This window comes from Mycobacteriales bacterium, from assembly GCA_035504215.1.
GTDB lineage: Bacteria > Actinomycetota > Actinomycetes > JAFAQI01 > JAFAQI01 > DATAUK01.
The window spans coordinates 107,341-130,553 of the sequence record DATJSI010000036.1 but is presented as its reverse complement, the minus strand read 5'-3'; the positions used below and the strand labels follow the sequence as shown (position 1 = coordinate 130,553).

The window sequence follows — 23,213 nt, the reverse complement described above, 5'->3', positions numbered from 1 at the left end:
GACAGGCTGACCGGCGTGAAGGTCTTCCTGTCCAGCGACATGGAAGGCACCGCCGGCATCGTCGACTGGGCGCAGTGCTCGGGTGACGGTCTGGAGGCGATTGCCGGTCGGCGCCTTCTGCTCGACGAGGTCAACGCCGCGATCGAAGGGGCGGTCGCCGGCGGCGCGGCGGAGATCGTGGTCAACGACTCGCACTCGACGATGCGCAACCTCCCGCCGGATCAGCTCGCCGGCGGTGCGTCGTACATCTCCGGCACGCACAAGCCGCTGTACATGATGCAGGGGCTGGACGAGAGCTTCGACGCGGTCCTGTTCGTGTCCTACCACGGATCGATCGGCGCGCCCGCCGTGCTTTCGCACTCCTACAACCCGGCCGCCGTCATGGAGGCACGGATCGGTGGCGTCGTGACCGGCGAGGCCGGGATCAACGCGCTCGTCGCGGCGCAGTACGGCGTACCGGTCGTGCTGATCACCGGCGACCGGGTCGCGTGCGAGGAGGCGGCCGCGCTCCTGCCCGGCATCCGCTCGGTGGTCGTGAAGGAGTCGATCACGCGGACGTCCGCGCACAGCCTGCATCCCGAGGCCGCGTGCGAGCTGATCCGCGCGGGGGCGGAGCAGGCGGTGTCAGGCGCAACCGCGGTCGCTCCGCCGAGCTTCGGGGATACGCCGTCGCTCGAGCTCGACGTGCGAACGACCGACATCGCCGAGGCGATGAGCTGGGTGCGCGGCGTCGAGCGCCTCGCAGCCCGGACGGTGCGGATCACGGGCGCGGACCCGCTGGGGGTGTTCCGCTCGTTCGTCGCCGCGATCCTGATCTCCCGCCCCGCCGCCGACGTCCGCTAACCGCGCCCGAAACGATCCGTGATCTTGACGTTGGAGGCGCACAAAGTCGATTTGTGCGCCTCCAACGTCAAGATCAGCGAGGGGGTCGGCCGCTGTCGGTAGCGGTCAGCCGGACGGGGTCCAGGGCTTGATGAAGCCGTCCGCGGGCCAGTGCTCGGCAGCGGCCATCAGGCTGCCCGCCTGCGCGCCGTCGATCGACTCGCGGATCACGTCGGCGTGCCCGGCATGGCGAGCGGTCTCCTCGATCATGTGCAACAGGACCCATCGCACCGACCACCCCTCGATCTCGGCGGGGATCCATGGTGCGTTCGGCGGCTTCGGGACGAACCGGCCGAGGTCGTCGATCGAGGCGAACAGCTCGTCGGAGTCCTGCGCGGCCGCGTCGTAGTCCTTGAGGAGCGCCTCAAGGGTGTCGGTCGGCTCGAAGCGGAAGCTCGCGAAGTAGGCGGCGAAGTCGGCTTGCGGCTGCGCCACCCCGAGGACGTTCGCGGTCCAGTTGCGCTCCACCGAAGCGGCATGCTTGACCAACCCACCGACCGACAAGGCGCTGGCGGTCGGTGTGAGTGCCGCCTGTTCGTCGGTCAGCCCGTAGGTCGTGTTCTTCAACTGCTGGCGTTGCTGCTCGAGGAAGCCGAGCAGTCCGGCTCGCTCGTCAGTGATCGGTCCCGGCATGAGAGGCATCGCAGGCTCCTTCTGGCAGCTCGATTCGACCACGTCAGGCTCGCGCACAAACCCGGTCATCTGTTAGCCACTTTTCGTCGGACATTGTGGCCATGAAGGCGGACCGGCTGGTTGCGACCCCTGCTGCTGTTGCAGGCACGCGGGAAGCTCACCGCCGCGGACCTGGCCGCCGAGCTCGAGGCGGCGTACAGGTCCGGCTCGGATACTCGGACAGGACGGGTACGTCGAGCACGCGGATCGTGCATCCGCTCGGCCTTGTGGTGAAGGGCTCGACCTGGTACCTGATCGCCGGCACCGAGGCCGGCCGGCGGACCTTCCGGGTGGGCCGGGTGACCGCGGTCGAGCCAACCGGCGAGCCGGCCGAACGGCCGGCCGGGTTCGACCCGAGCGCGGCGTGGGAGCAGATCTCTGCTTCGGTCGAGAGTCTTCGAGCGCCGCATCATGTCGACGCCCTCGTCGATTCCGATGTCCTCGAGACGTTGCGCTGGATGTTCAACCGGCACCTGACGGTCGTCACACCTGCGTCGAGCGCCGAGCCGATGACGGTCGTGCGGATCGGCGGCCAGAGCGTGGAGCTGATCGCGCGCAGCTGGCCGGGTTCGGTGCCCACGTGCGGATCACCGGACCGCAGCAAGCGTGCGACGTGCTCGCCGAGACCGGGAGGGACCTTCTCGCGTCGTACGGCTGAGTCAGACTGTGCGGATGATGAGCAGGGGCGAGCACATCGGGTACGTCGGGTCCGAGGGCGCGAGGCTGGTCACGGCCGCAACCGCGGCGGGGCTCGACACGGCGGTCCCGGCGTGTTCCGAGTGGACGGTGCGCGACCTGCTGACTCACATCGGCGGCATCCATCGTTGGGCGGCGGACATCGTCGGCGAGGCGCGGCAGGGGTTCGACACGGCAGCGGGGGATGCCGTGGGCACCGGACCCGGCGACGACGAGCTCGCTCAGTGGTGCACGGAGGGCCGGCTGCACCTGGTCGAGACGCTGCGCTGCGCGCCCGCGGATCTCGCGTGCGCGGTGTTCTCCAAGAGCCGGCCGCCGACGGAGTTCTGGTGCCGGCGGCAGGCGCACGAGACCGCCATCCACCGCGCGGACGCAGAGCAGGCGGCCGGCATCGCACCGGCCTTCGACACCGAGTTCGCGCTCGACGGCATCGACGAGATCGTGACAGTCTTCGGCGGCCGCAAGAAGGGCATGGCAGAGTCGAGCGTGCGGCTGGAGCCCACCGACGGTGCCCCGATCTGGCTCGACCTCGGTGCCGATGGCGCGCGGATCGTCGATAGCGGTCCGGTCGACGTGACGCTGACGGGGTCGGCGGCGCAGATCTACCTCCGGCTGTGGAACCGCGCGGCCGATGTCACCCTCACCGGCCATCCCGAGGCGATGGCCGGCTGGGATGTCGTCCGGCCGCGCTGGTCCTGACGCCGCCGCGGAGATCCGTCGGCCGTCTTGCCGACAGCGTTGTCTGGACGCCTTCGGCGGCCCTGACAGCCGCTGCAGGGGACGTCCGGCTCGACGAGCGGGCTTAGCCCGAATGCCGCGTCAGGTTGCGACCAAAGTGTGCGGGTTCGGGACCTTCGGGCCGCTGCGCGTAACGGCGCCGGGTCCGACCATCGGAGTGTGGGCTCGAGCTGGGTGACGCAACCTCACCGCTGGCAGCACGGCGACGGCGAACGCCTGCTCTGGGCCTGGTACCTCGTCGTCGGCGTAGTCGCGATCACCGCCTACTACTCGCTTCCCGAAGCCGGCGTCGGGCAGGCTGCCGTCATCAACGCGGTGAGCTTCTCCGCGACCCTCGCCGCCGGCTTTGCGGTGTGGCGCAGCCATGGAACCAACCGCACGGTGTGGGTCGCGCTCACGATCGCGATGGTTCTGACGACGGTCTCCAACATCGGCTACTACTCGTACCCGCTGGCAACGGGACACGCCCTGGCCTATCCCTCGCTGGTCGACGTGGCCGGAATTGCCAGCTACCCGTGCTTCGGTATCGCGCTGTGGTCGGTCTGCCGGCACCGAAGGCGCACGGAGCGCCTCGGCGACGTGCTCGACGCCGCGATCCTCGCGGTGTCAGCATCCGCACTCACCTGGCAGTTCCTCGTCGCCCCGACGAGGAACACGACGATGCAGCTCTCGGACCGCGCGGCATCGGTTGCCTTCCCCGCGTTGGACGTTCTCATCTTCGCCCTGCTCGCTCGTTACCTCGTCGGCGGCGGGTGGCGGAACGGCGCGATCGGCATCCTGTCGACGAGCTGCGTCTGCCTGCTCGCGGCCAACAGCGTGTACATGCTGCAGCTCGCCCGCCACACCTACGAGTACGGCGGGTCCGCCGACGGACTCTGGATGGCGGCGTACGTCCTGCTGGGCACTGCGGCGCTACACCCGCATGCCGACCGGCTGAGCGAGCAACGACCTCGCCGCAAGGCACAGATGTCCGCCGAGCGGATCATCTTCCTCAGCCTGTCGGTGCTGACCGGCCCGCTGATCCTGCTGTTCCAGCGCGGCAATCCGGTGTTCGTGGGTGTCGTCAGCATCGTGAGCTTCGTGCTCGTCATGGCGCGAGTCACCGACCTCAACCGGCAGCTCGCGTCCACCGGCGCGCAGCTCGAACGCCGGGCGACCACCGACCCGCTGACCGGCCTGCGCAACCGCTCCGCCTTCTACGACAGCGCGATCCGGCGGCTCGCTTCGGCCACCGGCCCGATGGCCATGCTCTTCATCGACATCGACGACTTCAAGGACGTCAACGACCAGCTCGGGCACGCGTGCGGGGACGCGCTGCTGACCGCCGCCGGCGAGCGGTTGAGAGGTGTCATCCGGCCGGACGACCTGGTCGCGCGCCTCGGTGGTGACGAGTTCGCCGTACTGCTGCAACACCTCACCGATGAGGCCGCCGCACGGCGAGTCGCCGATCGCGTCATCGCCGTCTTGACCGCGCCGTTCCGCCTCGCGGAGACGACGCTGCCCATCTCGGCGAGCGTCGGGGTCGCGTTCGAACCGCACCGGACCGACATCGACACGCTGCTGCGCAAGGCCGACCTCGCGATGTACAGCGCGAAGGGCAAGGGAAAGAACCGGGTCGAGGTGTACGACGAGGACCTCGAGCACGCTGCCGACGAGTGCTCCAGGCTCAGCAACGAGATCCTCAACGCGGCGCGGCAGGACCAGCTGGTCGTCGACTACCAGCCGCTGGTCGACCTGCGGACCCGCGCGATCATCGGGGTCGAGGCACTCGTGCGATGGCAGCACCCCACCCGCGGCCTGCTGCCGCCGGCCAAGTTCATCCCGATTGCCGAGTCGACCGGTGCGATCAGCGACATCGGCGAGACGGTGCTGGTGCGGGCAGCTCGCCAGGTGAGGTACTGGCAGACCCGCTACGGACAGCACCAGCTCTGCCTATCGGTGAACGTCTCGGCGCGACAAGTCGAGCTACCCGGCTTCGCGACCGCGTTCGAGGCGATGCTGCGCAAGACCGGATTGCCGCCCGCCGCACTCGTGATCGAGGTCACCGAGTCGGTTCTGGTCAACCCGAGCGGCACCGCGGCGGAGAACCTCGCCGAGCTGCGGAAACTCGGCGTGCGGGTCGCCATCGACGACTTCGGCACCGGCTACTCGAGCCTGGGCTACCTGCGCCGGCTCCCGGTCGACATCCTGAAGGTCGACCGGACGTTCGTCGCCGGGACTCCCGGAGACGCTCAGAGCACGGCGATCCTGGACGGCATCGTGACCCTTGGCCACACGCTGGAGCTGCAGGTGATCCCCGAGGGGATCGAGACGCCGGCCCAGCTCGACCTGCTGCGGCGCCTCGGTTGCACGGTCGGGCAGGGCTACCTGCTCGGCCGGCCGGTGTCCGCGCCCGAGATCGAGGACGCCATCGCGAGCCGCTGCGCCGTGGGCGAGCGCCACGCGGAACGCCTGCGGGTCGGCTAACCCGCCTCGACCGACTCCGGGTCGAGCCCGGCCGGCTCGTCGACGTCGTAGTGCTGCATGAGCTTGCTCGGCCACCAGATGTAGCGGCCGATGTCGAGGTTGAGTGCCGTGACCAGCACGGAACGGACGACCAGGGTGTCGAGCAGGACGCCGAGCGCGACCGCGAACCCGATCTCGGAGAACGCCGTGACCGGAAGGGTTCCGAGCGCCGCGAACGTCCCTGCCAGCACCAGCCCGGCACTGGTGATGACCCCGCCGGTTGCCGCCAGGCCGGTGAGCGCACCGATCCGGGTCCCGTGTTTGTGCGCCTCCTCGCGCACCCGCGTCATCAAGAAGATGTTGTAGTCGATGCCGAGGGCGACGAGGAACACGAACACGAACAGCGGGAACGCAGTGTCGGCGCCTTCGTAGTGGAAGACGTGCTTGAAGAAGACGCCCGACAGCCCGATCGCGGCCGAGAACGACAGCACGACGGTCGCGATCAGGATGACCGGCGCGAGCAGACAGCGCAGCAACAACGCCAGCACGATCAGTACGACGACCAGGATCAGCGGGATGATGATCTCGCGGTCGTGCCGTGCGGCGCGCGCGATGTCGAGGTTGACCGCGGAGTCGCCGCCGACCTTCGCTCCCGGTGCGGCCGCATGCACCGAGGCACGGATGCGATCAACCGCGTCGTACGCCGTCTGGCTGTCCGGCGCGGCCGTGAGCGTGCCCTGGATGTAGGCCTCGTTGTCCCGAACCACCGGCGACGTCACCCCGGTGACACCGCTCGAGCCGGCCAGCGCGGAATGCGCGCTCGCGGCCTCTGCCGCTGGCGCGATCACCTGCACCGGACTGCCCTCGCCCGCCGGGAAGTGCAGGGACAGCTGCTGCTCGCCGATGACGGAGTCCGGATGCCCGCGGTAGGAGCCGGCGTTGCTCAGGCCGTTCGCGTTCAGGTCGATCACGCCGATAGCGAACACACCGAGAACGAGCGCGGTGGTGACCCACACCCGGCGCGGGTGCCGCGCAATTCGCGTTCCGGTCCGCGCCCACACGCCGGTCGCGGTCGGCTCGGCGGATCCGACCGTCGGCTTGGCCGGCCAGAACACCCAACGCCCGCAGATCACGAGCAGGGCCGGTAGCAACGTGCTCATCGATGCGAGCGCGATGACGATGCCGATCGCGGCGACCGATCCGAGCCCACGCGTCGAGTTGGTCTCGGCGACCAGCAGGCAGAGCATCCCGAGCACGACCGTGCCGGCGCTGGCGAAGACCGCCGGACCGGCGCGGTGCAGAGCGATCGCCATCGCCTCGTGCCGGTCGGTGTGCCGGCGTAGCTCCTCGCGGTATCTCGCCACCAGCAGCAGGGCACAGTCCGTCCCTGCGCCGAAGACGAGCACAGTGAGAATGCCCGCGCTCTGCGCGTTCACCGTGAGGCCTGCGTGCTTGGCGAGCAGGTAGATCACACCCTCCGCCGTGAACAGGGCCACGATCGCGGAGATGACAGGCAGCAGCCAGAGGAACGGGCTGCGGTAGGTGAGCAGGAGGATCACGATCACCACGGCGCCTGCCGCGAGCAACAAGGTGCCGTCGATGCCCTTGAAGGCGTTCGACGAGTCGGCCGCATATCCGGCTTGACCGGTCACGTGGGTCTCGAGACCGGGCGCCGCCTGTTTTGCCGTCGTACGCATCGAGTCGACGATCTTCGCGGCCTTGTTCCAGCCGTTGTTGCCGAGGTTGAACGGCACGGTGATCTCGGCTGCCTTGCCGTCGGATGAGTAGACCGGGCCGGTGATCCGGCCATCGATCGGCCCGACCGTCGCGAAGTGCTGTGCGTCCGACGCGATCGCCGACTTGTCGGTCGCAGTGAGACCGGTCGGCCGAACGTAGACGACGACCGCGGGGAACGTATTCGGCGACTGGAACGGCCCCAGCTCCTTCAGCAGCTGCGTCGACTCAGCACTGCCCGGCAACCACGCGGTCGAGTCGTTGTGCTCGGCGTTGGTGAGGTTCTTCGCGAGCGGCCCGGTGAGGGCAACGACGATCAACCAGAAGATGAGAACGGCGAACTTGGTGCGGCGCCCGACCAACATTCCCGACCATGCTCGATCCATGGATCGACCCTATCCGTCGCCGGTGACTGCCTCGCGAGTCAATTTCGGTGCCCGAGCACGCGTGCCGCCTAGGATTCGCTCGTGCAGATCATCGAGGGTGCAGGGCAGTGGTCGGCGCCGGCAGCGGGCGAGAACACGGATTGGCGTGAGCAGTTCGAGGTGCCTGCCCTGTCGGTCGGCACCTACTGCCTGCCGACCGGTGGCGTGGACGACCAGGACCCCCACACGGAGGACGAGATCTACGTCGTGACCGGTGGCCGAGCCCGGATCGTGACGCCCAGCGGATCGGCCGAGGTGAGCACCGGCTCGGTGATCTTCGTGCCGGCCGGCGAAGAGCACCGCTTCGTCGACATCCTCGAGGACCTTGCGCTGCTGGTCGTGTTCGGCCCGGCGTACGGCACTCGCTCCGCAGCGGCTGAGGGCTGACGCACCGCGTCAATCAGCGCGGTTATTCAGCGCGGTTGCTCAACGCAGTTACTCGACCCGCGGCGAGATGGTGGGCAGCGGGTGCCCGTAGGTCACGAGATGGACAGGGAGCGCACCCGCCGGCCGCTTGGACTTGTCGTGCCGGTCGCTGTACTGGATCAGCAGGCCGGCGAAGGCTTCGCCGAGCTGCTCGAGCTCTTTCGCGGTCAGATAGGTGATCGAGTTCGACGAGTACGCCGCCCGGCGCCACTTGACGGGGAACGACCGGCGCTGTGCCCACCACTCCCGCAACCGCTGGTTGTTGGCCTCGTGGATGGTCGCCTCCAAGGCCTCGCCGGCGGTCGCCACGTCACCCTCGGCCATCGCCGTCTCGAAGTTGTAGGTGACGTTGACGGCCTGCCACGGCCGGCTGCGGCCGCGGCCCCCGCCGGCCTCTTCGACGAAGCCGTACTTCGCGAGGGTCTGCAGGTGCCAGGACATGTTGCCGGGCGAGTCGTTCAGGATCTCGGCCGCGCGAGTGGCCGTGAGCGGACCCTCCCTGGACAGCGCCTCGAGCAACGCAATTCGCATCGGGTGGGCGAGGGCGCGCATCGCTCGCGGGTCCGACACGTTGCGAACGTCCCGCCTCGCGACGTTCTCGCCTGCCTTCGGGTCGGCCGCGTCCGCCTGAGGTTTGGCCGGGTCTGCCTTGGGTCTTGCGGGGCTCATCGCGCGGCCGGCGACAGTGACGTCCTCGGCGCGGCGAGCCGCAGGCCGACATTGACGAGGAACCATCCGGTCGAGCGCCGGACGCGGTGCAGACCGCGCTCGCCGTACTCGGTACGGCGGATCGGCCGCCGCTGCATCTCGTCCACACGCTGCTTGACCAACTCGTTCGCGAATGCCGGGTGCATCGCCGCCTCCTCACATCTGCTCTCTCACAAGAACCGTTGTCACAACATTACTTGTCACAAGAGTCCTTGTCAACACCTCGGTGCGGGCGAAAATCGTGAGCGGGACAAGCGCCGGCCCAGGGCTAGAAGGTGCGCAGCCCCACGCGGGCCGCAGCGAGGTCAGCCGGCGAGCTGTTCAGCAGCCAGTCCGCGCGGGTGACCAGGTTGAACCACACCACGCCGACCACCTCGGGCTGTGCGCCGAGGTAGGCGAACAGCTGCCGGATCCAGCGTGGCTTGCTGCCCCCGGCCGCGCTCGACGCGGTCTCGGTGATCAGGACGGGGGTGTCCGGGGCCAGTGACCGCACCTGTTCAAGCGTTTCGCCGAACACCTGGGCGGGAGTCCGCCAGGTGCTGCCGGCGACCGCGGTTCCGCTGTTGTAACCATCGAGGCCGACCATGTCCACGTAGCTGCGGCCCGGATAGACCGCGGCAAGTGGTGTCGACCCGCGGTAGGCGACGTTCGGGCTCCAGATCCAGCGCACGTTGCTCGCGCCGGCCGCACGGAACATGTCGACCACGTGCCGGTAGGCATCGACGTACAGGTGTGCGGAGTTGCCGGGCGCACTCGCGCTCCAGGGCAGGCCGTTGCTGTTCATCTCATGCGCGAAGCGGAGGTAGATCGGCCGGTCGCAGCTCGCCGCGGCCTGCGCCCACTGCCGGATGAACGCGTCGTACTGGCCGTCCGCGATCGCGCGCAGCGGGACGCCACGATGCGAACCGTCAGGTCGCGACAACCACGGCTGCCAGGTGATCTCGGGCGTCACTCCGGCGCTAGCGATCGTGCGCACGGACGAGGTCGGAAAGCGGTCCGGCCAGTTGAGGTAGAAGTTGAGCAGGTCCAGCGGGTGGTGCAGGGACGATGAAAGCCGAAGGGCGTTGCGCAACCCGCGTTCCGGACCATCGGCGGACAGCCCGAACATGCGATGCCCGGACGCCTGGTCCGATCGAGCCGTAGGACCGGCGACGGGCGGTGTCGACCTGCTCGGCTGCGCACCGGCATCGACCATGACTCCCATGATCGCGGCACCGGTCAGCGCGGCAACGGCCGCGCCGGCAGACCAGCGGCGGAACCGACGGCGGGCAAGCATCGGCACGGACCATTCAACGGGGGCACATTGCGGTCCATCTCAACGTACGGACTTTCGCCGCACGCCGGTCGCCGGCGACGGAAGTTCACCCGAACGGCCGATCAAGTCGGCGGAATCAGGTTTGCCACCTACAGGCGTACCTCGACGACACGGCGAGTGCCCCAACCGGTGCGCATGCAGGTGAACGCGCCGAACCAGTGCAGCGGCCGCAGCACGAAGAACGCCCAGAGCGTTGCCACCGGTGAGAGCAGCCAGTTCACCAGCTGCGAGCGAAGCTTGACGTCCGACCGCGCGATCACCAGATAGCGCAAGGCGTGCGCGTAGCCGATCAGGATCGGTACGACGAGTATGACCGGTGAGATCTGATGCACGACAAACGGGTACCAGAGGTAGAGGACGAGAAACACGCAACCACCGAGCACCGTCTCGACCCAGTTCATGACGTGCGCCCAGTAGGCGACACTGCGAAACGGCAGGTACTTGAAGCGCCACCACGAGCGGATGGTCGACCCGCGCATCCAGCGCAGGTACTGCCTCAGGTGGTGGCTGAGCCGGTCCGGCATCATGGAGAAGCAGATCGCCGACGGCTGCTGGACGGTCCGACCGCGCAGCTTGGCATACGTGGTCAGCAACGAGTCGTCGCTGAACGGCACCGGCCGGCCGAAGAACGTCTCGTTGAGGTAGCCGTCGAGGTTGTCGCGCAAGATCGGTGCGCGATAGGCCGCGAGGCCGCCGCAGTTGACGAGCACCGACGACACGACCGACAGCGCGGAGCGGTCGACCAGCTGCGTGCAGACGAACCAAACGTCGGTGAAGCGGGTCAAGAGGTTGCGCTGGCTGTTCGCGGCGACGACGACGCCGGCAACCGACTGCACCTTGTCGTCCGCCATCGGAAGCAGCAGCTGCTCGAGCGCGCGGGCATCGAGCATCGTGTCCGAGTCGACAGTGACGTAGACATCGGCGTCGGGCGCCAACCGGGCACCGACGACCTGGGCATGCCGCTTGCCGCCGTTCGGCGTGCGCTGCCAGACCAACGTGATGCCTCTGGAGGCCGCGGTCTCCTGGGCCCAGGCCGCAAGCGGCGAGTAGTAGACCTGCGTTGATCCGTCGTCGATCACGACGATGTGCTGCGGCGGCCTGGTCTGCTGGAGCATCGACAGGATCGATGACTGAACGACGTACGGGTCCTCGTTGTAGAGCGGGACCAGGATGGCGACCTTCAGCGTGTCGAGGTAGCGGCGGTTACGCCGCGATGCGCGACGAGGTCGCTCTGCGGAGTAGAGCAGCACCTGGATCGCGAGCATCGCAAACGTGAGGTTGTACGCCGCATGCAGAGGTATGCCGCCGCGATCCGGGTGTCGGAGCGTGTTCGCATGCCTGAGCGCCCAAGCGGCAACCGCGAGCAGGGTCGCCGCTGCGATGCTGGTGAGGTAACGCGAACGCAGATGTCCCGATCTCACGGCTGGCCGGGGAGTCGACCCCGGCGCCAGAACAACCGGATCGACAGACCCGCGACCAACACAACCGCGACCACTGCGATGGCCAACCACCACGCGCTCACGAAGGTGCCGAGGACAATGATTCCGGCGCCAGCCGCACCTGGCTTGCCATAGTCCATGCCGCCTCCCCCTCCCTGCGCGATTGCGGTGATCACCCTGTTCGATCGCTATCGGTGGGCGGCGGACATCCTTGAGACAGCAAAGTCGGCCAAACTACCCGTGAAATGGACAAAGCACGAGGGCGTTTGTCGGCCGGTAGGCCGACCGGAGTAGCGCGCAGCTCCTCCACGGACGAGGCGCTGCGCTACCGCGCTACTTAGTCCGTGGTGCTCGTCAGGTCGCGGTCCTCGAGTTCCCAGGCGTGGTCGAGCATGTGCCAGGCACAGCGACGGATGAGGAACTGCAGCTCCCACGAGCGGGCTGGTAACCCGCGCGCGTGATGGTCACGGATCGCCTCGACGACCGCCGTCCGGTACGCCGCAAGCGCCTGCGCGTCGTCCCGGGTCTCCAACGCCACCTTCACCCCCACCTTCGGCGCGAACTCGTCGATTTCTGCGCCGTTCACGTGGCGGATGATCCGATCCTTCTCCCATCCGCCGCCGCGCGGACCCTTGCGCAGCTCGGCGGAGACCCGCTCGGCGGTTAGATCGAACGTCTTCCAGCAGGCCTGGAGCAGGGCGAGCTTGCGCTCCAGTTCGGCGTCGCTGATCGGTTCCTTCTCGGCGCTCGCGGCGCGACCCGACAACCCGTAGTAGTCGGTCATCCCGATGCCGTCGACCTCCTCGACGACCGCGAGCTCCCCGGCGCGCTTGAACGCCGTACCGAGACCGGCGGTCTCGGCGACCTTGGCGTACCGCGGCCGATAGGCGGCCAGCACCGCAAGCAGGTCCTGACCCTTGCGGGCGCTGCGATCCCAACCGGGCCAGTCGAATGCGCACGCGACGTCCCGCTTCTTCTTGCCGCGCTCGAGCATGACGCGAACCCCGGCCGACACCCCCTCACCGTATTCACGGCCGCGAGCGCTGTCGCTGCCGCCCGCAGTCGGACGGCCGTTCGACTCCGGTCTAGGTCGAGCGCCCGAAGTGCAGGCAGCGCCGGCGCGCGCGCTCAGTAGGAGGACAATGAATACGTGAGTATCCGTGTTGCCGGAGCGCCGGAATGGGCCGACATCGTGACCGCGGCGGAGCGACCGGACCTTTGGGAAGCGGCGCGCGATGAGGACGCCTTCGCGTCGCTGTGGCCCGAGTACAACCTCTACGGCAACCATGCTCCGCGCTACTTCGGCGCGCTGTTCCCCCAGCATGCCGACGTTCAACTGCTCGTGATCGACACCCGCACCGAGGCGGTGGTCGCGCGCGGGCGCACGATCCCCTTCCGCTGGGACGGCAGCCTCGAGGACCTCCCCACCGGGATCGACGCGGTCGGCATTCGCGCGATCGAAGAGCAGGCGGAGCCGACCGCACTCTCCGCGTTGGCCGCAGAGGTGGATGCGGCGTACCAGGGTCAAGGCCTGAGCGGCTTGGTGATTCAAGCGATGGCCGCGGCCGCGAGCGCACGCGGGCTGGCGCCGCTGGTCGCACCGGTGCGGCCGACCTGGAAGGACCGCTATCCGCTGACGCCGATCGACCGGTACGCGCTCTGGACCCGTCAGGACGGGTCGCCGTTCGACCCCTGGATCCGGCTGCACGTGCGGGTGGGCGGCAGGATCCTTCGCGGCGAGCCGAGGTCGATGGAGATCGTGCACCCGGTCAGCGACTGGGAACGGTGGATCGGCCTGAGCCTTCCCGAGGACGGCGAGTACGTCTTTCCCGGCGGTCTGGCGCCGTTGACGGTAACCGCCGGTGTCGGTCAGTACTGGGAGCCGAACGTCTGGATCCTCCACGATCCCTGAGCGACGGCCCCTCGTCGCGCGGCGTCGTCCCGCTCGCTCGCGTTACTTCCGGATCGTGTGCTTCTTCGACCAGTGGCCGTATCCCGCTTTCGACTTGGCGCGGACCTCGCAGCCGTAGGCGACTCCACCGGCCAGGCCCTTCACGACGACGGGTGAGTGCTTACCGGTCGCTGTGCGGGTGGCGTGGTGCGACGCCATGCAACGCGCCTCGTACCGCACGATGTGCGAGCCGCGTGGGTGCGACTTCGCGAAGTGCACGTGCACGCGGTGCGCCGTACGCGTGGTCTTGGTGATCTTCGGCCGGGTCGGCGTGATCGTGCCGCGTTTGATCTTCAGCACGCGGTGGGTGAACGTGATGCCGGTGATGTCTACCTCGGTCGAGGACGCTCCCGGCACTACCGCGATCGTGCCACTCCCGATCGACGTCGAGATGCTGCCGGGGTCGATCGTCGATGGATCGTCGATGCCCATGTCGACGAGGAACGCGTTGGGAAGTACGGCGTGGAAGAAGCCCTGGAACACCGCGCCGGTCGACAGCTCGTGCGAGTTCGTGAGCTGCTCGGTGATTTGGAGCGGGTCGCCACTGACCTCCGGCGGAAGGTCGGACAGCTCGACGTTCGTCCACTCGCGCAAGCCGTTGTAGTCGTTCCACTCGCTCGACGGGATGGACGAGTACTGGAAGTCATCCGACTGCGCCTGGAAGATCGTGACGTCCGCTCCCGCCTCGAACGGGCAGCTCTCCGGCGTGACCGGCTGGCATTCGGCGTTCACTCCGGTGGTCACCGGATAACCGGTGGTCGTGACGTCCCATGTGCCGTTGCCGTTGTCGACCACCGACGTCTGCATCTGGTCCAGGTACCCGGACAATGAACGCGGATCGCTGTCGACCCGCACGGTCATGCTCCACAGGTGCGAGGTCTGGTCGGGTCCCATCGACTCGTACTCCGAGCCCTGGTCCATGACGCCGTCGTTCTCGTTGCTCACCGACCACTGCACTTCGGTGTCGCCGTCGGTAACGTAGTCGTTCCCGATGGAAGCGACCCACGTCGTACTGCTGCTCGGGATCGCGTTCCCGTCCTGGGTCATCGACACGACGCACGGCGGGGCCTTCGGGTACGAGCACCAGTCCTGGGGATACGCGGTACCCGCAGGATGGGAGACGGCCGCGGCCGGCTCCGACGACGTGATGGCCCAGGCGCCGATCAGCGCCGCAACCGACGCGACGGCTACCAATGCCCGGCGGATCTTCATGTCCCCTCCAGCGATCACCCGGCGTGCCATCAGATAACCACGCTGGGAGCCCGATCCGCGGGATCTGAATGGCTGACCCAGCCGCGCCGTGCGATCGAGCGCATCGCGGAGCGCGGGCGGGGTCGCCGCGCCTTCGCTCGCTCGTCAGCGCAACATCAATGTGCGGAGTTCGCGCTCCACCTCAGGGAGCGCGGACCGCACCTCGGCGTCTGCAGCAGCGACCAGGCTCCCATCGAGGCGGGTCGCGGGCTCGAGCGGAGTGGCCGCGATGTACTCCGCCCGCATCGCAGTCGGTGGATGGTCATCGTCGACTCGCTGCAACCGCAGCGCCGCCCGCCGCCGCAACCGTTCTCGCTCTTGCTCGGGGACCTCAGCGACAAGCCGCGGAAGGTCTAGGAGCGGATGCTCATCGCCACGACGTGCAGCGGTCCGCAAGCTCGCGGCGACGATGTCCCGGATCCACAACACGTCGATCGCGCCTGCCATGCCGTTGGTCCCACCGGCCAGCGCGCCGATCCGATCCGCCCGGTACTCCGCACGATGCCCGGCACGGGTCAGGACGGCACGGTACGTCGATGCGCCAGCGAGCGCAGCCGCGAAGAACGGTGCCAAAACCAGGTGCTGAATGTAGCCGGCCAACCCGCCGGCGCCGCTCCGCCCGATCCGGTAGCGCCGGCGCTGCATCTTCTGCTGGGTCGGAGATGGGCCGGGCCAGAACAGGTTGACCCACTTGCTTGCCGAGCGCCGTGACCAAACGATCAACCAACGACGCCGGATATCGTCGTTGACCAGATGTCCGAGCTCATGACCGAGCACGGCAACCCGGCCGTCGTCGTCAAGCAGCAACCACAGCGGCAGCCCGATGGTGAGGACGATCTCACCCCGCAACCGGCCCACTGCAGCCTGGATCTCGGCGTCCACCACGACCCGATCCGGCGCCCTCGACCCGATTGCCGCACCGACCGCGTCCAAAAGCGCGAAGAGCGCCGGGGCGTCGGAACGTACCCAGCCGTTAGGACGCGGTTGTCGCCGTCGTACCGGAACTACGCCGACCACCAGCAGTCCGAGGATCACCGAAACGACGACCTTCAGCACCGCCGCGAATCCGGTGAACCACACCGCAACCGCGAGCGCTGCGACGACCACGGTTCCGAGCTGGATCGTGATCGCGATCGCGAAGGCGAGTCCACTCATCGGGCTACCCGGCGGCACGATCTCAGGCCTGGCGAGCAACGCCTCGAGCTCGTGCCGCTCCTCGCGGTTGATCCGACGCTGCCACCAGCGCACCATCCGGAACGGGCTCGGGTCGGGTGGATTCGGATCGACGTTCCACCCACAGGCCTCGCACCACGGCGTCCAGCCGCCTTCGACCGCGACCTGCGCTTGGCAGCTCGGACAGATCACCGGCACCAGCCCTAATACCTAATAGAGGGACCGTCGGCTAGGTCGGCTACGTCACGAGGCGTAGCGCTGGGCGGCGCGAGCGCGCGCCTTCGCCGCCTCTTCTTCACGGTTCTTCGGCGGTGCGGACGTCGTCAGCTCCCCTAACAGCCGAATCGTGATCGAGGTGATGTCTTCGACCGCCTGCTCGAAGACGGCTGCGTTGGCCTGAGACGGCTTGGCCGACCCGCTGATCTTCCGCACGAACTGCAAGGCGGCAGCGTGCGCCTCGTCAGCCGTCGCCGGCGGCTCGAAGTTGTGCAAGGGCTTGATGCTGCGGCACATACGCCGAGCGTAAGCGACACTGCCGCCAACCTCGCCGGATTTCGACGACTGGTACGCCGAGCATCGCATCGTGATCTACAACGCCCGCAGCGGTCGCGAACGCGTGCTGCCGCACTCGAACGGAGCCGCCGCCCCGCAGGCCCTCAGACGGGACCCCGCTTGTTCTACGTGGCCGACGACGCAGTGTGGATCGCTTCTCTCGCAAAGGCGCGGAGTGTGACGATGACCACGACGGCTCCCGAGTCGTACGACGAAATGCTCGAGCTCGTCGACCGCTTGATCGCCGAGTTCGCCGGCATCGTTCCCGCTGGCTCGGTGATTCGTCGGGTGTCTCGGGTGCGCTGGTATCTCATCGCGATGGGAGTTCACGACAACCTGCTCGCCGCGACCGAGAGCGCGGTCAGGACCCAACTGACCCGGCTGACGCGCCGGGCCGCTTGAGCCGTCGATCCGAACTCTACGAGCACGCCGCTCGGTGATCCCGAGGCGTCGGGCCTACTGCGCGTTCAGCAGGACCTTGAGTGCCCCGGATCCAGCCGCGTCGGCGAAGGTGTCATAGGCGGCTTCGATGTCGCCGAGGTCGAAGCTGTGGGTCGCGAAGCCGGAGACGTCGAGTTGCCCGGAAGCTACCATCGCCAGCAACGTCGGCGTACTCGAGGTGTCCACCAGGCCGGTTGTGATGGTGACGTCCTTGATCCACAGTTTGTCCAGGGCAAGTGACGCCGGCTTGCCGTGTACTCCGACGTTTGCGACATGGCCACCCGGGCGGACCAGCTGGGTGCAGAGTTCGAACGTCTCCGGCACGCCGACCGCCTCGATGACCACGTCCGCCCCGAGGCCGTCGGTAACGGCGTCGACCCGGGCACGAACGTCCTCTCGGGTGCTGTTCGCAACGAGGTCCGCGCCGAACTGCTTCGCTGCATCGAGCCGGGCGTCAGCGACGTCAACCAGGAGAACGTGCCGCGGGCTGAACAGCCGCGCGGTCAGCGCCGCGGCAAGCCCGATCGGCCCCGCACCGACGATCGCTACGACGTCCGCGGGGCGTACGACCCCACTGAGGACTCCGACCTCGTAGGAGGTCGGAAGGATGTCGGACAGCATCACCGCGCTGTCGCTCGGCACCGTCGCAGGTAGCGGGTGCAGCGAGGTGTCGGCGAACGGGACACGCACGTAGTCGGCCTGGGTTCCGTCGATCAGATGGCCCAGGATCCAGCCCCCGCCGCCGAGGCACTGCCCGTACCTGCCCTCCCGGCAGAACCGGCATCGCCCGCACGCGCTGATGCATGACACCAGCACCCGGTCACCCGGGCGGACGACGGTCACCGCACTGCCGACCGCCTCGACCACGCCGACCGCCTCATGACCGAGGATGCGCCCGGGCGTCACCTCAGGAACGTCACCTTTGAGGATGTGCAGATCCGTGCCGCAGATTGTGGTGGTCTCGATCCCGACGATCGCGTCGGTTGGGTCGAGGATCACGGGGTCCGGAGCGTCCTGCCAGGCGCGGCGACCTGGCGCTTCGTATACGAGAGCCTTCATGAGACCGCTGAACCGCGAACAGGGTGCGCGCAGTAGAGCCAAAAGTCCTGGCCATCGCGTTCCCGCCCTCCGCTATCGGACGCGACACGCCGGATCGGTGCTCTAGCGGCTGTTACGTCGAGGGCGCGAGGGGTGTCGGTTACAGGTCCCGAAGATCTCCAGCGTGTGAGTGACATCGGTAAAGCCGGCGTCGCTGGCGACGCGGTCGGCCCAGGCCTCCACCTCGGGGCCTTCGACCTCGACCGTGTAGCCGCAGATCTGGCAGACCAGGTGGTGGTGGTGCTCCGACGACTCGTTCGCCGACCCAGGCCCACATACCCGGTAGCTGGCTTCGCCGTCGGGTCGGGAGACGACGTCGAGGACGCCGGAGTCCGCGAGCGTCTTCAGCTGTCGGTAGACAGTGGTCATCCCGACGGACTCGCCGCGTTTGCGGAGTTCGTCGTGGAGTTCGTGCGCGGTCATGAAGCCGTCGGCGGCTGCGAGGACCGTGTCGATGGCGGCGCCTTGTCGCGTGGCGCGCAGTCGCGCGGCAGGGCGATGCTCCGGCAGTTCCGGGGTGTCCGGTGCCGGAGCTGGCGGTCGTCGGGCGGGGCTCAGTGGTTGTCCGATTGTTGTCGTGGGCGCGGTTGTTATTCGTGTGACGATATTCGACCTGGTGATTGGGTTGCGAGATCTCGTTCGCGACTCTCCGGCCCCCCGGGCCTGCCTGTCATGTCGTGGCCGCAGGTGCCGCGGTCATCACGTGGCGACCTGAGGCGTAGCGCCGGTACGCGCCTTTGACGGTCTTGACCAGGGTGTAGCTGGTGGTGCCAATGGCGCCGACGAAGAATCCGATCGGGTAGTTCGTCTCATAGGAGATGGCGATCGCGGTCCACACCGTCGCGAGGGCGATGAGGATCGAGAGAGCGAGCGCGAGCGCTGGTCGCGCCGTGAACTGTCGGGCGGTGGCGGCAGGGGCGATGGTGAGGCTGAACATCAACAGGGCGCCGACGACGGGGACGGTCATGGTGGTGACGAGGCCGAGGATGATCAGGAATGCGAGGTCGATCCGTCGGCGGCTGGTGCCGTTGACCTCGGCGAGCTCGGGGGAGAACGAGGAGTGCAGCATCGGCCGGTACAGGATGGTGATGGCGGCCAGGCAGACCACGCCGATCAGAGCGATCGGGAGCAGTTCGCTGTGCGCGACGCCAAGGATCTCGCCGAACAGTAGCGAGTAGATCTCGGGTGCGTACTCGGTAGTCAGCGATAGGAAGAACGCACCGAGACCGAGCATGAGCACGAAGGTGAGGGCGGTGGCGACGTCGTGGCGTTCGCGGTCGCCGAGGACGCCGATCCCGATCGCTCCTAACAGCGCGAAGACGCCGAGTCCGAGGATGGTGTTGACCCCGATCAGGCTGGCCCCGGCGGCGCCGGCGAATGCGCCCTGCGGGAGGGCGTGTGCGGGGAACGCCGAGCCGCGGATGACGGCGAAGAAGCCGATGGTGCCGGCGACGAAGGCAACCATCGTCGCGGCGTACCAGGTGTTGATATAGAACGTCGAGAACATCGCCGCGACTTATCCGAAGGCCGGTTGGCGGATGTCGCGGCCGAAGACCCGGGCAAGGAGGTAGCCGGCGACGATGATCGTGACGATGAGGAAGCTGGCGGGCCAGCCGTGCTGGCGGGGCCAGTAGTCGCTGTCGTAGGCGAGCAGGATCCCGAGCCAGGTACTGGCCACGCCGATCACAGCGGCGAGCACGGTGGCGCGGCCCGGCGAGTCGGTGAGGCGCAGCGCGGTGGCCGGCGGGCCGATGAGCAGCGCGGTGGACAGGATCGTGCCGATCGTGATCGCGGACAGCGACACCGCCACCGCGAGGAGCGCGAGATACGCGACCGCGACAAGGCGAACCGAGGTGCCGCGGGCTGCGGCGAGGCCGGGATTCAGCGAGGTAAGCAGCAGCATCCGGTACAGCGCCAGCAGGATCGTCAGCGTCACCCCACCGAGGACGGCAACGATCGGCAGCGTGCTGGACGGGACCGTGAAGATCGACCCGAACAGGATGGTGACCGGCGCGCCGGTGGTGCTGGTCCTGGTCGTGTCGAGGTACAGGAACAGGGCGGCCAGTCCGAGCGCGCCACCGACGACGATCCCGGTCTCGACGTCGCGGGCCTTGCGGGTGCGGGCGCCCGTCGCCGACATCAGACCCGCGCCGAGGACGGACAGGCCGAGGAAGCCGATCAGCGGGTTGATCCCGAGCAGGTAGGAGGCGGAGCCGCCCGTGCTGCCGATATCGCCGAGCGCTTCCCCGGCGAAGGAGTGGCCTCGGATGACGGTGAACACCCCGGTCATGCCGGAGACGACAGCGACGATCGCGCCGACCGCGACCGCGGAGTGGACCGGGGCGCTGGAGAAGAAGCCGGGTTCGACGACGCCCTGCCAGAAGCCGGTCATGGCACCACGATCGGGCCGTGCTCCGAGGGCTCATCGGGCCGGTCGACCCGCCCGACACTGACCAGGATCCGGTCGTGGAGGCGGATGACGTCGACGTGGTGCCCGTAGAGACGGCTCAGGACGTCGGACTGAACCACCTCATCGGTAGGACCGCTCGCGGCATGCCCATCCGCGATGTACACGACCCGGTCCATCGCATCGAGCAGGGGGTTCATGTCGTGCGCGGAGAGGAGCACCCCGATCCGGCGGTCGCGGGCGATCCGGGACAGCAGGTCGACGACGGCGTGCTCGCTGCGGACGTCGAGGTTGGCCAGCGGCTCGTCGAGCAACAGCAGCCGCGGCCGGCTGATCAGGGCATGCGCGATCAGGACCCGCTGCTGCTCACCGCCGGAGAGGTTCCCGATTCGGGCGTCGGCGAAGCGGGTGGCGTCCACCGCGTCAAGCGCCTCGGCGACCAGCGCACGGCGGCGGCGGGTCGGCAGCGGAACGCCGAGGCGGTGGCCGTCGAGCCCGAGCCCGACGACGTCACGAGCCCGAAGCGGGATATCGGGGTCGAGCGCAATCTTCTGCGGAACGTAGCCGACCAGCCGGTCCCGTCCTCGTCGCGGCCGGCCACCGATCAGGACAGTGCCGGTCGCCGGCTGCAGTCCCAGGATGACGCGCAGCAGCGTCGTCTTGCCAGCGCCGTTCGACCCGATCAGCCCGGTGAACTCACCGGGCCGGATCGTGAAGCTCACCTCGTCGAGGACGGTGCGAGTGCCGAAGCGGACGCCGACCCCTTCGACCGACAGGATCGCCTCATCCGAGGAGATGAGGGCGGTGTCGGTGGGGATCATTGCCATCTCGGTCACAGCGTCGTCGTCGAGGTGCCGTTGCGCAGCGCGTTGTACAGGCCGGTGGTCTCCGCCAACATCCACGACTGGTAGGTGTAGCCAGGGGTCGGCATCGTCTCGTAAACCCCGAGCACCGGCACGTCGTTCTGCCGCGCCAACTTCAGGAACGACTGGGTGATCGAATCCGTCACCTGCTGGTTGTACACGAAGACCTTCACCTTCTTGTTCGTGAACAGGCCGTTCTGCAAGGTCACGTTCTGTGGCGAGGGATCGGTGCCGTTCATGATCGCTGCCTGCAACGTGAACGGCGTCAGGTTGTCCGTGCCGGCAGCCTCCAGCATGTAGTCCCCGACCGGCTCGGTCGCCGCGACCGGAGCGCTCGGGTACGTCGACTTCACCTTCGCGATCTCCGCCAGCCACGGCTTCAACGAGTCGTCGAACTTCGTGACATTGGCTTGGAAGTAAGTCGCCTGCGCGGGTCGCAGGCTCGACAGGTCCGCCGCGACCTGCTTCGCCACTGCTGGCATCGTGGTGGGCTTGTACCAGAGATGAGGATTCGGTGTGCTGTCCGGCAGGCCGAGGAGGGTCTGCACGTCGATCACCTTGCGACTCGAGTTCGGCGCGGCCGACTCGATCTTGTTCATGTAGGTGTCGTAGCCGACGCCGTTCTGCACCACCAGCTGCGCCTTGCTGACCTCCTCCGCCACCTGCGGGCTCGCCTCGAACGTGTGCGGGTCAGTGTTCGGGTTACTCTCCACCGCGCTGACCGTCACGTCCTTGCCGCCGATCTGGGCGATCACGTTCGCGTACTCGTTCTCTGCCCCGACCGCCACGATCGGCGACCCGGTGCCCGTCGCCGCCGGGCTGCCCGCCGAAGAGGAGGACGAGCAGCCGGCCGCGCCCCATAGGGCCACTGCACTCATCGAGGCGCCAACAACGGTCCGAGTCCAAGTCGAGCGAAGGGGAATCACGGGCACTCCCAGTTAGTGGTAATGGTATCCGATGTCGTTAGGGCCTACCACCACACTAACGGATACGGGACCCGTTTTCATTATTTCCTCGGCGCGACAACCGCAGCCGCTGTGCGAGCGCGACGGAAGAGGTAGAACGAGGTGTCGAGGATCAGCCGAAGTAGGTGTCACCCATCACCCGAAACACTGACACCCATCACCCGAAGCTCGAGTGAGTGGCAGCAGCCGAAGTCACACAGCCAGTGGTGGGCCGCCCGGGGATCGAACCCGGAACCCGCGGATTAAAAGTCCGCTGCTCTGCCAGTTGAGCTAACGGCCCTCGCGATGCGAGGCATCGGCACGGATCAAAGGCTAGCGGGCGGGCGACCTCGCGATCGTCGCGCAGGTGAGCCGGACGTGCCGAGCGGTTACCGTTGCCGGGTGGGTACGACGATCTGCCTCGCGCAGAACCCCAAAGCGGATGCCCTGCTCTCCACCAGCCCGCTCGCGCTCCTGATCGGGATGGTGCTGGACCAGCAGATCCCGCTCGAATGGGCGTTCACCGGGCCGCTGACGATCGCGACCCGGCTCGGCCGGGACCTTGACGCGGCCGATCTCGCGGATCGCGACCCGGATGCCCTGGCGAAGGTCTTCGCGACGCCGCCCGCCGTACATCGGTTTCCGAGCTCGATGGCCGCGCGGGTCCAGCAGCTCTGCCGGATCATCGTGGCGGACTACGACGGCGTACCCGGACACATCTGGTCGGGCGTCAAGGACGGCGACGAGCTACTGAAACGCATCGAGGCACTTCCCGGGTTCGGCCGGCACAAGGCGAGGATCTTCGTCGCGTTGCTCGGCAAGCAGTACGGCGTACGGCCCAAGGGGTGGCGCGAGGCGGCCGGCGCCTTCGGCGATGCGGGCTCCTATCTCTCCGTCGCCGACATCGTCGACGCCGCCTCCCTGGCGAAGGTGCGCGACTACAAGAAACAGTTGAAGGCCGCGGCAAGAGCCACGCAACCTCAGTAGCCGCTCTGCCGCGACCGCTGGCGCCGCTCGGCTGTGGACGGCGGATTCGCCATGGCGAGATAAGGG

Annotated in this window: 24 protein-coding genes and 1 tRNA gene; 7 read left to right on the top strand and 18 right to left on the bottom strand. The window is 68.1% G+C overall.

The features are described 5' to 3' along the window. Positions 1–15: 15 nt before the first annotated feature. Positions 16–843, top strand: a complete 828-nt coding sequence (locus VME70_04260; protein HTW19410.1) for a M55 family metallopeptidase — start codon at positions 16–18, stop codon at positions 841–843. A gap of 105 nt (positions 844–948) precedes the next feature. Here the strand turns inward: VME70_04260 and VME70_04255 are convergent, their stop codons facing one another. Further along, positions 949–1,524: a DinB family protein gene (locus tag VME70_04255; protein ID HTW19409.1), complete on the bottom strand. Its 576-nt coding sequence runs from the start codon at positions 1,522–1,524 to the stop codon at positions 949–951. A gap of 702 nt (positions 1,525–2,226) precedes the next feature. Between VME70_04255 and VME70_04250 the strand changes: the two genes are divergently transcribed. After that, positions 2,227–2,949 (top strand): maleylpyruvate isomerase family mycothiol-dependent enzyme, encoded by a 723-nt coding sequence (locus VME70_04250; GenBank protein HTW19408.1) that lies wholly within the window; start codon positions 2,227–2,229, stop codon positions 2,947–2,949. Between the two features lie 213 nt (positions 2,950–3,162). Beyond that, complete coding sequence (locus VME70_04245; protein ID HTW19407.1) at positions 3,163–5,454, top strand: bifunctional diguanylate cyclase/phosphodiesterase; 2,292 nt, start codon at positions 3,163–3,165, stop codon at positions 5,452–5,454. Here the strand turns inward: VME70_04245 and VME70_04240 are convergent. Then, positions 5,451–7,553, bottom strand: a complete 2,103-nt coding sequence (locus VME70_04240; GenBank protein HTW19406.1) for an MMPL family transporter — start codon at positions 7,551–7,553, stop codon at positions 5,451–5,453. The genes VME70_04245 and VME70_04240 overlap by 4 nt on opposite strands. An 81-nt stretch (positions 7,554–7,634) precedes the next feature. Between VME70_04240 and VME70_04235 the strand changes: the two genes are divergently transcribed. After that, complete coding sequence (locus VME70_04235) at positions 7,635–7,979, top strand: cupin domain-containing protein (protein HTW19405.1); 345 nt, start codon at positions 7,635–7,637, stop codon at positions 7,977–7,979. A gap of 48 nt (positions 7,980–8,027) precedes the next feature. Here the strand turns inward: VME70_04235 and VME70_04230 are convergent, their stop codons facing one another. The 6 genes from VME70_04230 to VME70_04205 all read right to left on the bottom strand — a co-directional run bounded on the left by VME70_04230 (position 8,028) and on the right by VME70_04205 (position 12,495). Next, complete coding sequence (locus tag VME70_04230) at positions 8,028–8,687, bottom strand: helix-turn-helix domain-containing protein (GenBank protein ID HTW19404.1); 660 nt, start codon at positions 8,685–8,687, stop codon at positions 8,028–8,030. After that, positions 8,684–8,872 carry a hypothetical protein gene (locus VME70_04225; GenBank protein ID HTW19403.1) on the bottom strand — a complete coding sequence of 63 codons (189 nt, stop codon included), beginning with the start codon at positions 8,870–8,872 and terminating at the stop codon, positions 8,684–8,686. Before VME70_04225 ends, VME70_04230 begins: the two co-directional genes overlap by 4 nt. 122 nt (positions 8,873–8,994) lie before the next feature. Further along, entirely contained in the window at positions 8,995–10,002 is a 1,008-nt protein-coding gene (locus VME70_04220) for a glycosyl hydrolase (protein HTW19402.1), read from the bottom strand. Between the two features lie 128 nt (positions 10,003–10,130). Next, positions 10,131–11,462: a glycosyltransferase family 2 protein gene (locus VME70_04215; GenBank protein ID HTW19401.1), complete on the bottom strand. Its 1,332-nt coding sequence runs from the start codon at positions 11,460–11,462 to the stop codon at positions 10,131–10,133. Then, complete coding sequence (locus tag VME70_04210; GenBank protein ID HTW19400.1) at positions 11,459–11,620, bottom strand: hypothetical protein; 162 nt, start codon at positions 11,618–11,620, stop codon at positions 11,459–11,461. The genes VME70_04215 and VME70_04210 overlap by 4 nt, the downstream gene beginning before the upstream one ends. Before the next feature lie 197 nt (positions 11,621–11,817). Next, on the bottom strand, positions 11,818–12,495 hold the full coding sequence (locus VME70_04205) for a hypothetical protein (GenBank protein HTW19399.1): 678 nt from the start codon (positions 12,493–12,495) through the stop codon (positions 11,818–11,820). Between the two features lie 135 nt (positions 12,496–12,630). Here VME70_04205 and VME70_04200 point away from each other — a divergent pair, with 135 nt between their 5' ends. Continuing rightward, a complete protein-coding gene (locus tag VME70_04200; protein HTW19398.1) occupies positions 12,631–13,392 on the top strand; it encodes a hypothetical protein in 762 nt (253 codons plus the stop codon). Positions 13,393–13,434: 42 nt separating this feature from the next. Here VME70_04200 and VME70_04195 read toward each other — a convergent pair whose 3' ends face one another. From VME70_04195 to VME70_04185, 3 genes are all read right to left on the bottom strand, one after another. Beyond that, positions 13,435–14,643, bottom strand: coding sequence for a hypothetical protein (locus VME70_04195; protein HTW19397.1), 1,209 nt, complete (start codon positions 14,641–14,643; stop codon positions 13,435–13,437). A 144-nt stretch (positions 14,644–14,787) separates the two neighbouring features. Further along, entirely contained in the window at positions 14,788–16,047 is a 1,260-nt protein-coding gene (locus VME70_04190) for a M48 family metallopeptidase (GenBank protein HTW19396.1), read from the bottom strand. 51 nt (positions 16,048–16,098) lie between these two features. After that, positions 16,099–16,368 carry a DUF2277 domain-containing protein gene (locus VME70_04185; GenBank protein ID HTW19395.1) on the bottom strand — a complete coding sequence of 90 codons (270 nt, stop codon included), beginning with the start codon at positions 16,366–16,368 and terminating at the stop codon, positions 16,099–16,101. Positions 16,369–16,590: 222 nt separating this feature from the next. Between VME70_04185 and VME70_04180 the strand changes: the two genes are divergently transcribed. Next, complete coding sequence (locus tag VME70_04180; protein ID HTW19394.1) at positions 16,591–16,809, top strand: hypothetical protein; 219 nt, start codon at positions 16,591–16,593, stop codon at positions 16,807–16,809. 54 nt (positions 16,810–16,863) lie between these two features. On the opposite strand, the gene VME70_04175 is transcribed toward VME70_04180, so the two are convergent. From VME70_04175 to VME70_04145, 7 genes are all read right to left on the bottom strand, one after another. Further along, positions 16,864–17,907, bottom strand: coding sequence for a zinc-dependent alcohol dehydrogenase family protein (locus VME70_04175; GenBank protein ID HTW19393.1), 1,044 nt, complete (start codon positions 17,905–17,907; stop codon positions 16,864–16,866). A gap of 102 nt (positions 17,908–18,009) precedes the next feature. Further along, a complete protein-coding gene (locus VME70_04170) occupies positions 18,010–18,429 on the bottom strand; it encodes a transcriptional repressor (protein HTW19392.1) in 420 nt (139 codons plus the stop codon). A gap of 187 nt (positions 18,430–18,616) precedes the next feature. Then, positions 18,617–19,453, bottom strand: a complete 837-nt coding sequence (locus VME70_04165) for a metal ABC transporter permease (protein ID HTW19391.1) — start codon at positions 19,451–19,453, stop codon at positions 18,617–18,619. Between the two features lie 9 nt (positions 19,454–19,462). Further along, entirely contained in the window at positions 19,463–20,338 is an 876-nt protein-coding gene (locus tag VME70_04160; GenBank protein ID HTW19390.1) for a metal ABC transporter permease, read from the bottom strand. Beyond that, positions 20,335–21,180, bottom strand: coding sequence for a metal ABC transporter ATP-binding protein (locus tag VME70_04155; protein ID HTW19389.1), 846 nt, complete (start codon positions 21,178–21,180; stop codon positions 20,335–20,337). The genes VME70_04160 and VME70_04155 overlap by 4 nt, the downstream gene beginning before the upstream one ends. Before the next feature lie 5 nt (positions 21,181–21,185). After that, entirely contained in the window at positions 21,186–22,094 is a 909-nt protein-coding gene (locus VME70_04150; protein ID HTW19388.1) for a zinc ABC transporter substrate-binding protein, read from the bottom strand. 291 nt (positions 22,095–22,385) lie between these two features. Further along, a tRNA-Lys gene (locus VME70_04145) sits at positions 22,386–22,461 on the bottom strand. A 101-nt stretch (positions 22,462–22,562) separates the two neighbouring features. On the opposite strand from VME70_04145, the gene VME70_04140 reads away from it, so the two are divergent. After that, entirely contained in the window at positions 22,563–23,147 is a 585-nt protein-coding gene (locus VME70_04140; protein HTW19387.1) for an HhH-GPD-type base excision DNA repair protein, read from the top strand. The last annotated feature ends 66 nt before the right edge of the window (positions 23,148–23,213 follow it).